Origin of the sequence: Hymenobacter actinosclerus (assembly GCF_900111515.1) — a bacterium.
GTDB classification, from domain to species: domain Bacteria; phylum Bacteroidota; class Bacteroidia; order Cytophagales; family Hymenobacteraceae; genus Hymenobacter; species Hymenobacter actinosclerus.
The window spans coordinates 1,469,668-1,482,617 of the sequence record NZ_FOHS01000001.1; the positions used below are offsets into that span (position 1 = coordinate 1,469,668).

The following is a 12,950-nucleotide window of genomic DNA, read 5'->3' on the forward strand; positions in this document are numbered from 1 at the left end:
TGAGCGGGGTTTTGCTTTGCGGCGTACCTTGCCGGTCGTAACTGTTCCTTATTTCCCAGCTTCCATGCAAGACTCTGACGTTACTTCCGACGCCCGCTACCCTATCGGCCAGCCCGAGCTGCCCAGTGAGCCGCTGGAACATGGTGCCCGCACGGCTTACATCGCCCACCTGGCCACGCTGCCCGACCTGGTACGGGCCGCAGTGGCCGGCCGCAGCCCCGAGCAGCTCGACCAGTCCTACCGCCCCGGCGGCTGGAGCGCCCGCCAGTTGCTGCACCACCTGCCCGATTCGCACCTGAATGCCTACCTGCGCTTCAAGCTGGCCCTCACCGAAGACAACCCCACCATCAAGCCCTACGACGAAGCCGCCTGGGCCGAGCTGCCCGACACGGCGGCCACGCCCGTAGCTGTGTCGCTGGCTCTGCTCGAATCCCTGCACATCCGTTGGGTGCGCCTGCTGCGCAACCTCACCGACGAGCAGTGGCAGCGCACCTACTTCCACCCGGATTCCAACCGCACCTTCACCCTCGACCAGGCGCTGGTACTCTATTCCTGGCACGGCCGCCACCACCTGGCCCACCTGCGCCGCGCTGCTATGGTGACTGAGTGACTCGGTGACTGAGTGAATGCGTGAACCCGCCGGTCATCCTGAGCATTCCGCGCATCAAGCGGCGACGAAGAACCTACTTACGCCAGCACCAACTGTTGTCTCGTCAGTGCTATCGGAAAAAGGCCCTTCGTTCAACTCAGGATGACTGGCGGGTTCACGCAGTCACTCAGTCACAAACTCTCTACGCCGCTGTGCGTCTCGTCGTCGATGCGCTTGGCGGCTCGGACGAGGCTGCTGCTGAAGATGAACTCCTTGAGTTCGGGGACCTGGGCGTTGAGGATTTCGTCCTTGGTACCGTCCCAGAGCTTGAGGCCCTGGTAGAGAAAGATGATATGGTCGCCGATTTCAATCACCGAGTTCATGTCGTGGGTGATGATGACGGTGGTGATGTTGTATTCGTAGGTAATTTCCTGGATGAGCTCGTCGATTTTGAGGCTCGTGAGCGGGTCTAGGCCGGAGTTGGGCTCATCGCAGAACAGGTAGGTACAGTTGGGCGCAATGGCGCGGGCAATGCCCACGCGCTTTTTCATGCCGCCCGAAATTTCGGAGGGCATTTTGTCGCCCGCGTTTTCGAGGCCCACGCGTTTGAGACAGAACTCCACCCGGTCGCGGCGCTCCTCCCGGCTCATCTCGGGTGTCAGCATTTGCAGCGGAAACTCCACGTTCTTGGCCACCGTCATCGAGTCGAACAGAGCCGAGCCCTGGAACAGCATCCCAATTTTGCGGCGGATTTCCTGCCGGACCTGCACCTTGTTGTTGGAAAACACGGTGCCGTCGAAGGTGATGCTGCCCAAGTCGGGCTGCATCAGGCCTACCACGCACTGCAGCAGCACCGATTTGCCCGTGCCCGAGCCGCCGAGTAGCAGGTTGCACTTGCCGGTTTCGAAAGTGCAGCTGATGCCCTTCAGCACCGCATTGCCATCGAAGCTCTTCTCAATGTTATGAATCTCAATCATGGTAAGTAAAGTCTTGCAGGGCTTTGAAGCGTAGGACGGTAATGGCATACCCGCACTTCTCAACCGCTGCTTAGCCGCCTACAACAGCACGGCGGCCAGCACGAAGTCGGCGATGAGGATGGCGATGATGGAGTTGTTGACGGCCGTGGTGCTGGCCGTGCCTACTTCGAGGGCGCCGCCTTCGGTATAGTAGCCTTTAAAGGCTGAAATAGCCGAAACCAGGAAAGCAAACACCACCGATTTGATCAGGGCAAATACGATGTTGTACGGAATAAAGTCGGAGCGAATGCCCTCGATATACTCCTGGGCCGAAATGGAGCCGGTGAGCGAGCCGGCCAGGTAGCCGCCGATAATCGACAGGGCCATGGCCAGGACCACGAGCAGCGGAAACATGAGGATGGCGCCCAGAATCCGCGGCAGCACCAGGTAGGAAGCCGAATTGATGCCCATTACTTCCAGCGCCGATACCTGCTCGGTGATGCGCATGGTGCCCAGGCTGCCCGCAATACTGGAGCCCACCTTGCCGGCCAGCACGATGCTGGTAATGGTGGGCGCCAGCTCCAGAATCGTCATCTCGCGCACCATATAGCCGATGGTGCTTTTAGGAATGAGCGGGTTGGTGAGGTTGTAGGCAATCTGCACGCAGGTTACGGCCCCGATGAAGGCCGACACAATAGCGACAATAAACACGGAGTTGACCCCGATAGTTACGCACTCTTCCATGGTGCGCTTCCAAAGCACCGCAAAGCGTTCTTTGCGCACGAGCATGGACTGCAGGAAAAGTAGAAACTGACCAAATGATTTGACCATAAAACTGAAAAACAGAAAGGAAAAGCGGATACTTGCGCCGGGATATTGCGAAGCGGAAGCTCGGCCGCCAGCCGGCGCTGCTTTCCCTACGTAAAAACGGCCATGCTAAACAAAGGAATGCAAAAAAATATCGTTGTAACGGGCGGCACCAAAGGAATTGGGCGGGCCCTGGTGTTTCGCTTTCTGCGGGCCGGCTACCCGGTGGTCACCTGCGCCCGCTCGGCGGCCGACCTTCAGGAGCTGAAGGGCGCGGCTGCCACCCTGGTACCCGGCGCCGTGCTGCACACCCACGCCGCCGACCTGAGCAAGCCGGAGCAGACGCGGGGCTTCACTGATTTTGTGCGGGAACTGGGGACGGTGGCAGTGCTCATCAACAATACGGGTGCATTTATTCCCGGAAGGTTGCAGGACGAGCCCGCCGACGGCTCGCAGCTGCGCCAGATGCTGGCCGTGAACCTGCTGAGCGCCTACGACGTCACGCTGGCGCTGCTGCCGGGGCTGCTGGCCCAGGGCGAGGGGCACATTTTCAACATCTGCTCGACGGCCAGCATCACGGCGTATCCTAACGGCGGCTCCTACGGCATTGCCAAGCACGCGCTGCTGGGTTTCAGCCGCAACCTGCGCGAGGAGCTCAAGGGAAGCGGCCTGCGGGTGACGGCCGTGCTGCCGGGGGCCACGCTCACGGCCAGCTGGGAGGGCGTCGACCTGCCCGCCGAGCGTTTCATCAAAGCCGAAGACGTAGCCGACGCCATTTTCAGTGTCTTTAGTCTTTCGGGCCAGGCGGTAGTGGAGGAGCTGCTGATTCGGCCTCAGCTGGGAGACTTATAGCGTGCCGGAGGCGGCCGGCGCAGGTAGCGCCCGTATAGAAAATCGAGCAGTACGGCCCACATACTCATGTGCAGCAGACTACTGAGCCAAGGCAACGCTACCCGCCATCCCAGCCCCATCGCCACGGCCCACAGGCCCAGGCTAAGCACATAGCTCAGCTTGAATAGGTCGAGACGCGTTTTAGCGGGTTTGCGGGCGAACCACGCGCCGTATAGGCCAGCCAGCGCCAGCCCACAGCCCATCAGTAAACCCCCGCTGCCGCTCCAGTGCTGTATTTTAAACAATACGCCAACCAGCAGGCCCGCTATTGCGCCAGCCACCGGAGCAGCAAACCGGCTGCGCCGCAGCGCTCCGGCATAGATAACCCAAAGCAGCAGCCCATAGGCGGCCAAGCTCAGTAGGAGTAGCCAGGGGGTAAAGGCGACGAGCATAGCAGGTGAAAAGCCGTTATTCCGTCCGCAGCTGGCCGCGGCCGGTTACGGCCAGGGTGAGCATAGGGGGCTTGGGCGGGGCGTAAAATACGGTGCCGGTGCCGGCGTGGGTGCCCACCAGCAGGCGCGAAGTCCGCACGTGGGCGTCGCCGTCGCTGTCGAAGTTGGTTTGCAGATACATCTCGCGGATCGGGAAATCCTGGGCGTAGAGGCTGCCGCTGCCACCCACCGTATGATGCAGCTCGTCGGAAGAGCCAGTCAGGTAGATGTCACCCAGCTCGTACTGATCCATGTTGACGTAGCGGCTGATGAGGTGCAGGCGGAAGTCGCCGGCTCCTATAAGGTGGGGAAAAATAGTATCCTGCCGAAAGGCGCCCTCGGTGCGGATATCGGCCTGGCCGCGCAGAAACAGGTCGGTAATGTGGGGCAGATGCAGGGTCACTTCGCGGGGTGTGTTGTAGCGCCGCACCCAGTTGCAGCGGCTGGTGTTGCGCACCGTCAGCATGCCGTTCGTTACCTCCAGCCGGATATCGTCCTGCAGGTTTTTGCCGGCCCGCACTTCGGCGTAGGTTTCCGTATCCTGCACCAGAATCACCGTGATATTATCGTAGGTGGTAAGCTGCCGAAAAGGGGCCAGTGCCCGGCGTTCGGTGGTGATGTTGCCGGTACTGGTGAAGCAGCCGGCTTCATTGTCTTTCTGGCAGCCGGCCAGCGTGACGACCAGGGCCAGGACGGCGGCTGCGCGCAAAACCCGGCCAGCGGCGTTACCTTGCATCTTCAAACTGAATCCCCACATTTTAGCACTTCGCGCAATGGATTTGAGCGGCAAGGTAGCCATTATCACAGGTGTCAGCAAAGGAATCGGGCTGGCCACCGTCGAGGCCCTGCTGGCCAAAGGCATGCACGTAGCCGGCTGGGGCCGTACCGCGCCCGCCGACTTCCAGCATCCGCGCTTTCACTTCATTAAGTGCGATGTGCGCGACGAAAAATCGGTTCAAAAGGCCTTTGCCGCCACTCAAAAGCAGTTGGGAGAAGAAGTGCACGTGCTGGTCAACAACGCCGGTCTGGGTATTTCGGGCGCGGTTGATGGCTTTGCGGCCGCCGACTGGCACCTGATGTTCGATACCAACGTACACGGCACCTTCTATTGCACCCAGGCTGTGCTGCCCGCCATGAAAAAGCAGCAGCTGGGCCACATCTTCAACATCAGCTCCATTGCCGGCACCACCGGCATCGAGAACATGGCCGGCTACTGCGCCAGCAAGTTTGCGGTGCGCGGCTTCTCGCAGTCGTTGTTCAAGGAGGTGCGCAAAGACGGCATCAAGGTTACCTGCCTGTACCCCGGCTCCACCCAAACCAACTTCTTCGACGACATCCCCGGCACCGACGCCAACGACTCGATGATGCAGCCCCAGGACATTGCCGACACGATGGTGTACGCCCTGGAAACGCCATTTAATTTTCACTTGGTCGATATCGAAATGCGGCCTTTGCAGCCAAAGAAGTAGGGCGGAATAGAACGGAGTGGTGCCACGACTCTTTTGTCGTGGTACCACTATCGTTGAACAACCAACGTCAGCAACGATAGTGGTACCACGACAAAGAAGTCGTGGCACCACACCCGAGCAGCAACCAGCACCTCAACTCATGGTAGAAGTTCAGCACCTGACCAAAACCTTCGGCTCCCAGGCCGCCGTCGACGACATCAGCTTTTCGGTGGGTAAGGGCGAAATCCTGGGCTTTCTGGGGCCGAACGGGGCGGGCAAGTCCACGACCATGAAGATGGCGCTGGGCTATCTGCCGCCCTCGGCCGGCACGGTGGTGGTGGAGGGGTTCGATGTGCGCACGGCCCCGCTGGAGGTGCGCCGCCGCGTGGGCTACCTGCCCGAGCACAACCCGCTCTACCTCGATATGTACGTGCACGAGTACCTCGAATTCATCGGGTCGGTACACGGGCTGGGCGGCAGCGGCCTGCGCCAGCGGGTGCGTCAGCTGGTAGATAGGGTAGGGCTGGGGCGCGAGCAGAACAAGCTCATCGGGGCCCTCAGTAAGGGCTACCGCCAGCGCGTGGGCCTGGCCCAGGCCCTCATCCACGACCCCGGCGTGCTCATCCTCGACGAGCCCACCACCGGCCTCGACCCCAACCAGATCGGCGAAATCCGCCAGCTCATCCGCGAGCTGGGCCAGGACAAAACCGTCATCTTCAGCACCCACATCCTGCCCGAAGTGGCGGCATTGTGCAGCCGGGCCGTTATCATCAGCCGCGGCCGCCTCGTGGCCGACTCGCCGGTGGCCGAGCTAGGCGCCCGCGCCGCCGGCGAAACCATTATCCGCGCCGAGTTCGAGCAGCCCATCGACCCGGCCCCGCTGCTGGCCCTGCCCGGCATCCTGGCCGCCGACCTGGAAACCGGCACCACCTACCGCATCCGGGCCCGCGCCGGCACCGACCAGCGCGGCGCCATCTCGCGCTTGGCCGCCGCCCAGGGCTGGGTGTTGCTGGGCCTGCGCCAGGAAGAGCAGAATCTGGAACAGGTGTTCCAGCAACTGACTAGTAATTAGAGGGTATGGACGAATTGAGTAGAGTTAGGAATTGGCTGGAGGCGGGCAAGCAAGTTGGGAAATCCTGGTCGTGGGTCGAGAGCGGAAAAACCTATTGGGGATCTGTAGGAGTGCAAAAATGGCAAGGAGTATATAAAATCTATGTTGATAAAATAGAAGAGGCTCGCATGAGCAACTTAGAAGATTATGATACTGACCAAATAATTGAGACGAAATGCTTTGAGCAAATTCAGCATATACTTACTGCTACTTGTTTCATTAATCTTGTTGAATTAATTCCTCAAAAAGGTCAGAAAATCTTTAATCCAGAATTAGACTAACTATTTATTGCTTTCAAAAACACAACCCTCACTTATGCTTGCCATCCTGCGCAAAGAATTCAACAGCTTCCTGAACTCGCCCGTGGCTTACGTGGTGCTGGGCGTGTTTCTGGTGGCTACCGGGCTGTTCGTGTGGGTGTTTCCGGATAGCTCGGTGCTCGATTACGGGTTTGCCGATTTGCAGACCCTGTTCAACATCGCGCCCTGGATTTTCCTGTTTCTGATTCCGGCCCTGACCATGCGCACGTTTGCCGAGGAAAAGAAGGCCGGCACCATGGAGCTGCTGCTCACGCGCCCGCTCACCGACGTCCAGCTTATCGGGGGCAAGTACCTGGCCTGCCTGTTGCTGGCCCTGCTGGCGCTGCTGCCCACGCTGCTCTACTACTACTCGGTATACCAGCTCGGCAACCCGGTGGGCAACATCGATTCGGCTGCTACAGTGGGCTCGTACCTGGGACTGGCGCTGCTGGCGGCGGTTTTCGCGGCCATCGGCGTGCTGGCCTCGGCCCTCACCCGCGACCAGATTGTGGCTTTCCTGGTGGCCGTAGTGGGCTGCTTCCTGGTGTACACGGGCTTCGATTCGCTGGCCTCGGTGTTCGACGGTGCCCCGGCCTACTACATCGGCCAGCTCGGCATTGCCGCCCACTACCGCGACCTGAGCAAGGGCCTTATCGACTCCCGCGACCTGCTCTACTTCTTCACCCTGACTGCCATCATGCTGCTGGCCACCCGGGTGGCGTTGCAAAGCCGGAATTGGTGAGTTCTTTTGAGCTGTTAGCTGAGAGCTTTTAGCTGTTAGCTTTCCGTGCTGATTGTTTCGTTTAGAGCTGTCAGCTTTTGAAAGTATGTTTAAACGACTTTTCCGAGTGCATTCGTGGGTACTGAACCAGAACAAGAGCTAACAGCTAACAGCCATCAGCTAACAGCTCAAAAAAAGCGCGACCTGACCCGATTCGGGCTGCTGCTGGGCGGCTTGCTGCTGCTCAATTTCCTGGGCGGGTTGTTCTTTTTCCGGCTCGACCTCACGGAGGACAAGCGCTACACGATGTCGGGGGCTACCAAGGAGCTGCTGACAAATCTTAAGCAGCCCGTAACCGTGACCGTGTACCTCGATGGCGACTTTCCGCCGGCGTTTCGGCGCCTGGAGCAGAGCGTGCGCGAAACCCTCACCGAAATGCGCGTGTACGGCGGCAGCAACCTGCATTTCGTGTTCATCGACCCTTCGGCGGCCGGCACCGAGCAGGCCCGCAACGAGTTCTACCAGACGCTGTTCAAAAAAGGCCTGACTCCCACCAACCTGGGCGCCAATGACAACGGGAAGCGTACTGAGAAAATCATCTTCCCCTGGGCCGTGGTGGCCGCCGGGGGCAAAGAGGAGAAAGTGCTGCTACTGCGCGGCAACCAGGCCGAATCGCCCGAAGTGCGTCTCAACCAGAGCATCGAGGGGCTGGAGTACGAGCTGGCCAGCGCCATCCGCCGCCTCAGCCCCGGCCCGCGCCAGCGCATTGGCGTGGTAGAAGGCCACGGCGAGCTGACGAATGCCGAAGCCGGTGACCTGATTGGCTCCCTGAGCCGCGACTACGACGTGTTCCGGGTAAGCCTCGACAAGTCGCGCCCGAAAGATCTGGCCTCGCTCAGCGCCATCATTGTGGCCAAGCCGGCCCGGGCCTACACCGAGGCCGAAAAGTTCAAACTCGACCAGTTCATCACGAGTGGTGGCAACGCGCTGTTTTTCGTGGACGCCATGCGCGTGAACCTCGACAGCGCCAGCCGCGGTGGCATGCTGGCCTTCCCGCTCAGCCTGAACCTGGAGGACCTGCTGTTCAAGTATGGCCTGCGCATCAACCCCGATTTGCTGCTCGACCTCAATTCGGGCGTGATTCCGCTGGTAACGGGCCTGAATGGCGACAAGCCCAAGGTTGAGCCCATGCCCTGGCAGTTTTACCCGCTCATCAACCAGTTCAGCCCGCACCCCATCACCCGCAACCTCGACGCGGTGTACACCAAGTTCGTGAGCAGCATCGATACGGTGAAGGCCGTGGGCATTCGCAAAACGCCCCTGATGTTCACCTCGCGCTATACCCGGGTGCTGCCCTCGCCGGTGCCCGTCAACCTCAACGACGCCCGCCTGCCGCCCGACCCCAAGCTCTACACGGCCCAGAGCAAGCCGGTGGGCTACCTGCTCGAAGGCCGGTTCCGCTCGCTGTTTGCCAACCGCGCCGCGCCCGGTACCAACCGCTTCCAGCCCGATACCAGCCCCGCCAGCCGCCCCGCCAAAGTACTCGTCATCTCCGACGGCGACTTCGTGCGCAACGACCTCGACCCCAAAACCGGCCGCCCCCTGCGCCTGGGCTTCGACCGCCTCTCACCCACCGAATTCGCCAACCGCGAGCTGGTGCTCAACGCCGTCGATTACATGCTCGACCAGTCGGGCCTGATAGCGGTGCGCGGCAAGCAAATCACGCTCCGCCCCCTCGATAAAGTGCGCGTGCAGGCCGAGCGCCGCCGCTGGCAGCTGCTGAACCTGGCCGCCCCGCTGGTACTGCTGGGTTTGTTCGGGCTGGTGCGGGCCTGGCGGCGCAAGCGCCGGTATGCGCGGTTTTAGGGTCAGTATTGAGTGCCTGGTATAACATGTTGAAAAGGTAGAATGGCTGGCGACTTCATCGGTGAAATAATCATTGAAGGCTTGCTAGGTTCAATCTGGCACGCTTTAAAGGCTGGCATCGGCTTCGTGTACCTCTACCTGCGCTACTGGCGGCCGCGGCGGGTGCGGGAGCAATTGGCGCAACGCTACGGCAGCCGTTACGCCACGGCTGGCTCGGCGGTGCTGACAGGGCTAATGCAGGGGCTGGGCGTGGTGTTGCTGCTAATATTGGCAGCGGTGGGGTTCTTTGCGCTGGGGGCCGCTATGTGGGCCGCCATTGGACAGCAATAGGGGTAGAGGCCATGCTGAACTCATTTTCCGGTGCTGCCACCACCCCTGCCACATTCCCTGTCCGCGCCCCTCGGCTGCATTAGAAAACCCCGGCCGCGTTGCCTATCTTTGCCCATTACCCAAACTGCCTTCCAACTCAACTCTTCCTATGAAGTTCATCGTCTCGTCTTCCGCCCTGCTCAAGCAGCTCCAGAGCATCAACGGCGTGGTTACGAACAACCCCGTGGTGCCCATTCTGGAGAACTTTCTCTTTGAAATCGAGGACGGCAAGCTGACGATTACGGCCTCCGACCTGGAGACGAGCATGATGACCGAGCTGCCCGTGGAAGCCCGCGAAAGTGGCCGCATTGCCGCCCCCGCCCGCATCCTGCTCGACACGCTCAAGAACCTGCCCGACCAGCCCGTTACCTTCACGCTGGACGAGGAAACCTACAGCATCGAAATTGCCAGCAGCAACGGCCGCTACAAGCTGGCCGGCGAAAACGCCACCGACTTCCCCCGCGTGCCGGTAGTAAAGGGCACGGCCCCGGTCGAAATGCCCTCTTCCTCGCTGAGCCGAGCTATCAACAAAACCATTTTCGCGGTGAGCACCGACGAGCTGCGCCCGGCCATGACCGGCATTCTGGTGCAGCTGGCCGACAACCAGGTAACCTTCGTGGCCACCGACGGCCACCGCCTGCTGCGCTACCGCCGCTCCGACGTAGGCGCGGGCCAGACCAGCAACATCATCATCCCGCGCAAAGCCTTTAATCTGCTCAAGGGTGCGCTGCCCTCCGAGGCCACGCCCGTGCGCATGGAGTTCAACGCCTCCAACGCCTACTTCAGCTTCAACCAGATGCGCCTCGTGTGCCGTCTGATTGATGAGCGCTACCCCGATTACGAGAACGTCATCCCGGTCAGCAACCCCAACAAGCTCATCATCAGCCGTCAGGAACTGCTTAATTCCGTCAAGCGCATCAGCATCTACTCGAACAAAACCACCCATCAGGTGCGCCTGCGCCTCGCGGGCTCCGAGCTGACGGTGTCGGCCGAGGACCTCGATTTCAGCAACGAGGCCAACGAAAAGCTGGCCTGCCAGTACGACGGCGAGGACATGGAAATCGGCTTCAATGCCAAGTTCCTGCAGGAAATGCTCTCCAACATCGACTCCGAGGAAATCACGCTGGAGCTAAGCACCCCCAACCGCGCCGGCCTGCTCATGCCCACCACCCCCGACGACCACGAAAGCATCCTGATGCTGGTGATGCCGGTGATGCTCAACAACTACGTCTGATCACAGATGTTACAGATGAAACCGCAGATAACGCAGATGCGAATAGCGGTTGTTGAGCACCAGAAAAATCATCGTGCTGCTTACCGCAGTGTTGCATCGTTTCCGGTATAGTCTGAAGGCATCCTTTTTAATCCGAATAAATCAAATTCCAGAACGAATCTGCGTTATCCGCGGCTTTATCTGTACCATCTGTGATGAGAAAGTCCGAAATCCGTTTCAGCATTGCCCTCGACGACCAGAAAGTGCCCGAGGCCATCAGCTGGTCGGCCACCGATGCGGGGCCCGATATCCACTTTGCCAAGGCCATCAACATCTCGCTCTGGGACCGGGATGAGGCCGGCACCATGAAAATCGACCTGTGGACCAAGGATATGCCCGTCGATGAGATGAAGCACTTCTACGTCGACACCATTGGGGCCATGGCTGAGAGTGTATTGACCGCAACCAACGATACGGTAATGGCCACCAAGATGCGCGAGCTCTGCCGCCAGTTGATGGACCATATCGAGGAGGAGCAGCGCCAGCAGAAGTAACCTCCATTTTCTGCCCGTCGGATGCGCGGGAAAAGAAAATGATTTAACCTTGGCAATACCGAAAAAGCCCCGCCGGCAGGATGCCAGCGGGGCTTTTCTATGACTTGGCCGAAAGGCCTATTTGGTTTTAGACGTGGCAGCGGGGCCGATGGTGGCACCCTTGCTGCTGGCCGGGGCCGGGTCCTTCACCGACTTCACGAAAGCGTCGTTGGTGGTTTGGGTTTTGTAGTTCATGCTGAAGGCGTTGTACTCCTTACGCGAGCCGTAGTAATTGCTGTACTGGTCGGTGCTGAGTACGTTTTGCAGCTCCTTGTCGCGCTCCTTGCAGACAGCGTCGCACTGCTCCTTAATGAGCTTGTCGTTGCCTTCATTTTTCTGAATAATGGCCATGATACGGGCCTGCTTGTCTTCGTTGATGGCCTGAACGCGGGAGTTCTGGTAGCCGTTGAGGCGCAAATCATGCGTCATCTGGTACGAAAGCTCGCGGGCGTGCTGCTGAGCGGGGTTGAGGCGGGGCGAAGGCTTGGTTTTATCCTGCTTGACAACCAGCGGAGCCCGCTGCTGAGCGTATACGCCCAGCGACGTAAGGAGCATAGCGGAGGCGAGGGCAAGTATCTTTTTCATCGGGAAAGAATAGCGTGAACAGATGGAGCAAGGCCAAATCCTTGGCTGCCAGCCGGCCTGTAAGCCGGGGCTTGCCCATTCCTAACGAAAAATTATGCCAGGTAGTTTCTGGGAGTAGCGCGGCTGCTTCTGGGCGCCCGCAAAACACAAAGCCCGCGCAACGGCCGGAGCCGCCCCGCGGGCTGAGCTTTCACGTAAGCTGTTTAGGCGGCTGCGCCTAGAGGCTGTTATGGACTGGTGGCGCGGAAAACGCCTTTTGCCAGCAAGAGTGTAGCAAAGGCTAGGAAGTGGAATTGCTGCATGGTTAGGGCCAGGCGTTCGTAGTCGCGGGCCAGACGGCGGAAGCGGGCTGCCCAGCCGAAGCTGCGTTCGACGACCCCGCGGCGGGGCAGCAGCACAAATCCCGTCTGGCCTTCGGGCTTGGCAATAACCTGTAAGTCAATCTCGTGCACGGCAGCGGCATACGCGGCGTCTTCGCCCGTATAGCCCTGGTCTACATAGGCCACCGGTACCTTTTGGCCTGTGACCTGCTGCACCCGCTCACAGAGCGCATCCACCTGCCCGCGGTCGGATTCGTTGGCCGGCGTGACGACGGCGGCCAGCAGGTGGCCCAGCGTGTCGACGGCCACGTGTACCTTGCTACCCTTCCGCCGCTTGGCTCCGTCGTAGCCGGCACGCGCCTCGCTTTCGGGTGTGCTCTGCACCGTGCGCGAGTCCAGAATCACCGCGGTGGGCTCGGCTTCGCGTCCGGCCAGCACGCGGGCGAGCTCGCGCAAATCGGCCATCATATGCTCAAAACAGCGGTTGTCCCGCCAGCGGGCCCATTGCTGGTAGACCGCGGGCCAGGGCGGCAAGTCGTGGGGGAGATAGCGCCAGCCGCAACCGGTTTTGACCAGGTAGCGCAGGGCATTGAACACGTCGCGTAGCGCATATTCTCGTTGCGGCGCATCTTCCCGCACCAAGCCAGATAGGGCGCTACAAACGCCCATTCCGCATCCGATACGTCGCTGGGGTATCCGCTTTGCTGTGCCATACCCCAAATTACGCTACTAGACCATAACAGGCTCTAGA

At 60.3% G+C, this 12,950-nt stretch carries 15 protein-coding genes and 1 pseudogene; 10 read left to right on the forward strand and 6 right to left on the reverse strand.

Features of this window, described 5'->3' with window-relative positions; genetic code table 11:
- The first annotated feature begins 64 nt into the window (after nucleotides 1-64).
- Entirely contained in the window at nucleotides 65-610 is a 546-nt protein-coding gene (locus BMY67_RS06305) for a YfiT family bacillithiol transferase (RefSeq protein ID WP_092769478.1), read from the forward strand.
- 170 nt (nucleotides 611-780) lie between these two features.
- Here BMY67_RS06305 and BMY67_RS06310 read toward each other — a convergent pair whose 3' ends face one another.
- A complete protein-coding gene (locus BMY67_RS06310) occupies nucleotides 781-1,566 on the reverse strand; it encodes an ABC transporter ATP-binding protein (RefSeq protein ID WP_092769480.1) in 786 nt (261 codons plus the stop codon).
- A gap of 78 nt (nucleotides 1,567-1,644) precedes the next feature.
- On the reverse strand, nucleotides 1,645-2,376 hold the full coding sequence (locus tag BMY67_RS06315; RefSeq protein ID WP_092769482.1) for an MlaE family ABC transporter permease: 732 nt from the start codon (nucleotides 2,374-2,376) through the stop codon (nucleotides 1,645-1,647).
- A gap of 117 nt (nucleotides 2,377-2,493) precedes the next feature.
- Between BMY67_RS06315 and BMY67_RS06320 the strand changes: the two genes are divergently transcribed.
- On the forward strand, nucleotides 2,494-3,204 hold the full coding sequence (locus BMY67_RS06320; RefSeq protein WP_092769658.1) for an SDR family oxidoreductase: 711 nt from the start codon (nucleotides 2,494-2,496) through the stop codon (nucleotides 3,202-3,204).
- Here BMY67_RS06320 and BMY67_RS06325 read toward each other — a convergent pair.
- The gene (locus BMY67_RS06325; RefSeq protein ID WP_092769484.1) at nucleotides 3,186-3,635 is read right to left on the reverse strand and encodes a hypothetical protein; all 450 of its coding nucleotides are present in this window, start codon (nucleotides 3,633-3,635) and stop codon (nucleotides 3,186-3,188) included. The genes BMY67_RS06320 and BMY67_RS06325 overlap by 19 nt on opposite strands.
- Nucleotides 3,636-3,651: 16 nt before the next feature.
- On the reverse strand, nucleotides 3,652-4,383 hold the full coding sequence (locus BMY67_RS06330) for a GIN domain-containing protein (protein ID WP_177189709.1): 732 nt from the start codon (nucleotides 4,381-4,383) through the stop codon (nucleotides 3,652-3,654).
- 64 nt (nucleotides 4,384-4,447) lie between these two features.
- On the opposite strand from BMY67_RS06330, the gene BMY67_RS06335 reads away from it, so the two are divergent.
- The 8 genes from BMY67_RS06335 (at nucleotide 4,448) to gldC (ending at nucleotide 11,255) form a co-directional block, all read left to right on the forward strand.
- Complete coding sequence (locus BMY67_RS06335) at nucleotides 4,448-5,143, forward strand: SDR family oxidoreductase (RefSeq protein WP_092769660.1); 696 nt, start codon at nucleotides 4,448-4,450, stop codon at nucleotides 5,141-5,143.
- 139 nt (nucleotides 5,144-5,282) lie between these two features.
- Entirely contained in the window at nucleotides 5,283-6,194 is a 912-nt protein-coding gene (gene gldA, locus BMY67_RS06340) for a gliding motility-associated ABC transporter ATP-binding subunit GldA (protein WP_092769488.1), read from the forward strand.
- 5 nt (nucleotides 6,195-6,199) lie between these two features.
- Nucleotides 6,200-6,514 carry a hypothetical protein gene (locus BMY67_RS06345; RefSeq protein ID WP_092769490.1) on the forward strand — a complete coding sequence of 105 codons (315 nt, stop codon included), beginning with the start codon at nucleotides 6,200-6,202 and terminating at the stop codon, nucleotides 6,512-6,514.
- Nucleotides 6,515-6,548: 34 nt separating this feature from the next.
- Nucleotides 6,549-7,274, forward strand: coding sequence for a gliding motility-associated ABC transporter permease subunit GldF (gene gldF / locus BMY67_RS06350; protein WP_092769492.1), 726 nt, complete (start codon nucleotides 6,549-6,551; stop codon nucleotides 7,272-7,274).
- 114 nt (nucleotides 7,275-7,388) lie between these two features.
- On the forward strand, nucleotides 7,389-9,119 hold the full coding sequence (gldG, locus tag BMY67_RS06355) for a gliding motility-associated ABC transporter substrate-binding protein GldG (protein ID WP_317040324.1): 1,731 nt from the start codon (nucleotides 7,389-7,391) through the stop codon (nucleotides 9,117-9,119).
- An 81-nt stretch (nucleotides 9,120-9,200) separates the two neighbouring features.
- Nucleotides 9,201-9,449, forward strand: a complete 249-nt coding sequence (locus BMY67_RS06360) for a hypothetical protein (RefSeq protein ID WP_143069710.1) — start codon at nucleotides 9,201-9,203, stop codon at nucleotides 9,447-9,449.
- Between the two features lie 148 nt (nucleotides 9,450-9,597).
- On the forward strand, nucleotides 9,598-10,722 hold the full coding sequence (gene dnaN, locus BMY67_RS06365; RefSeq protein WP_092769496.1) for a DNA polymerase III subunit beta: 1,125 nt from the start codon (nucleotides 9,598-9,600) through the stop codon (nucleotides 10,720-10,722).
- Between the two features lie 194 nt (nucleotides 10,723-10,916).
- Nucleotides 10,917-11,255 (forward strand): gliding motility protein GldC, encoded by a 339-nt coding sequence (gene gldC, locus BMY67_RS06370; protein WP_092769498.1) that lies wholly within the window; start codon nucleotides 10,917-10,919, stop codon nucleotides 11,253-11,255.
- 117 nt (nucleotides 11,256-11,372) lie between these two features.
- On the opposite strand, the gene BMY67_RS06375 is transcribed toward gldC, so the two are convergent.
- Nucleotides 11,373-11,879 (reverse strand): hypothetical protein, encoded by a 507-nt coding sequence (locus tag BMY67_RS06375; protein WP_092769500.1) that lies wholly within the window; start codon nucleotides 11,877-11,879, stop codon nucleotides 11,373-11,375.
- A gap of 227 nt (nucleotides 11,880-12,106) precedes the next feature.
- Nucleotides 12,107-12,912 (reverse strand): annotated as a pseudogene (locus BMY67_RS06380) (IS5 family transposase).
- Nucleotides 12,913-12,950: the final 38 nt, after the last annotated feature.

What these genes read in the sequence shown, in the direction of transcription:
- dnaN (WP_092769496.1), top strand. Translation starts at nt 9,598, where the DNA reads ATGAAGTTCATCGTCTCGTCTTCCGCCCTGCTCAAGCAGCTCCAGAGC.
- BMY67_RS06315 (WP_092769482.1), bottom strand. Translation starts at nt 2,376, where the DNA reads ATGGTCAAATCATTTGGTCAGTTTCTACTTTTCCTGCAGTCCATGCTC.
- gldA (WP_092769488.1), top strand. Translation starts at nt 5,283, where the DNA reads ATGGTAGAAGTTCAGCACCTGACCAAAACCTTCGGCTCCCAGGCCGCC.
- BMY67_RS06320 (WP_092769658.1), top strand. Translation starts at nt 2,494, where the DNA reads ATGCAAAAAAATATCGTTGTAACGGGCGGCACCAAAGGAATTGGGCGG.
- BMY67_RS06325 (WP_092769484.1), bottom strand. Translation starts at nt 3,635, where the DNA reads ATGCTCGTCGCCTTTACCCCCTGGCTACTCCTACTGAGCTTGGCCGCC.
- BMY67_RS06345 (WP_092769490.1), top strand. Translation starts at nt 6,200, where the DNA reads ATGGACGAATTGAGTAGAGTTAGGAATTGGCTGGAGGCGGGCAAGCAA.
- BMY67_RS06375 (WP_092769500.1), bottom strand. Translation starts at nt 11,879, where the DNA reads ATGAAAAAGATACTTGCCCTCGCCTCCGCTATGCTCCTTACGTCGCTG.
- gldF (WP_092769492.1), top strand. Translation starts at nt 6,549, where the DNA reads ATGCTTGCCATCCTGCGCAAAGAATTCAACAGCTTCCTGAACTCGCCC.
- BMY67_RS06310 (WP_092769480.1), bottom strand. Translation starts at nt 1,566, where the DNA reads ATGATTGAGATTCATAACATTGAGAAGAGCTTCGATGGCAATGCGGTG.
- gldC (WP_092769498.1), top strand. Translation starts at nt 10,917, where the DNA reads ATGAGAAAGTCCGAAATCCGTTTCAGCATTGCCCTCGACGACCAGAAA.
- BMY67_RS06335 (WP_092769660.1), top strand. Translation starts at nt 4,448, where the DNA reads ATGGATTTGAGCGGCAAGGTAGCCATTATCACAGGTGTCAGCAAAGGA.
- BMY67_RS06305 (WP_092769478.1), top strand. Translation starts at nt 65, where the DNA reads ATGCAAGACTCTGACGTTACTTCCGACGCCCGCTACCCTATCGGCCAG.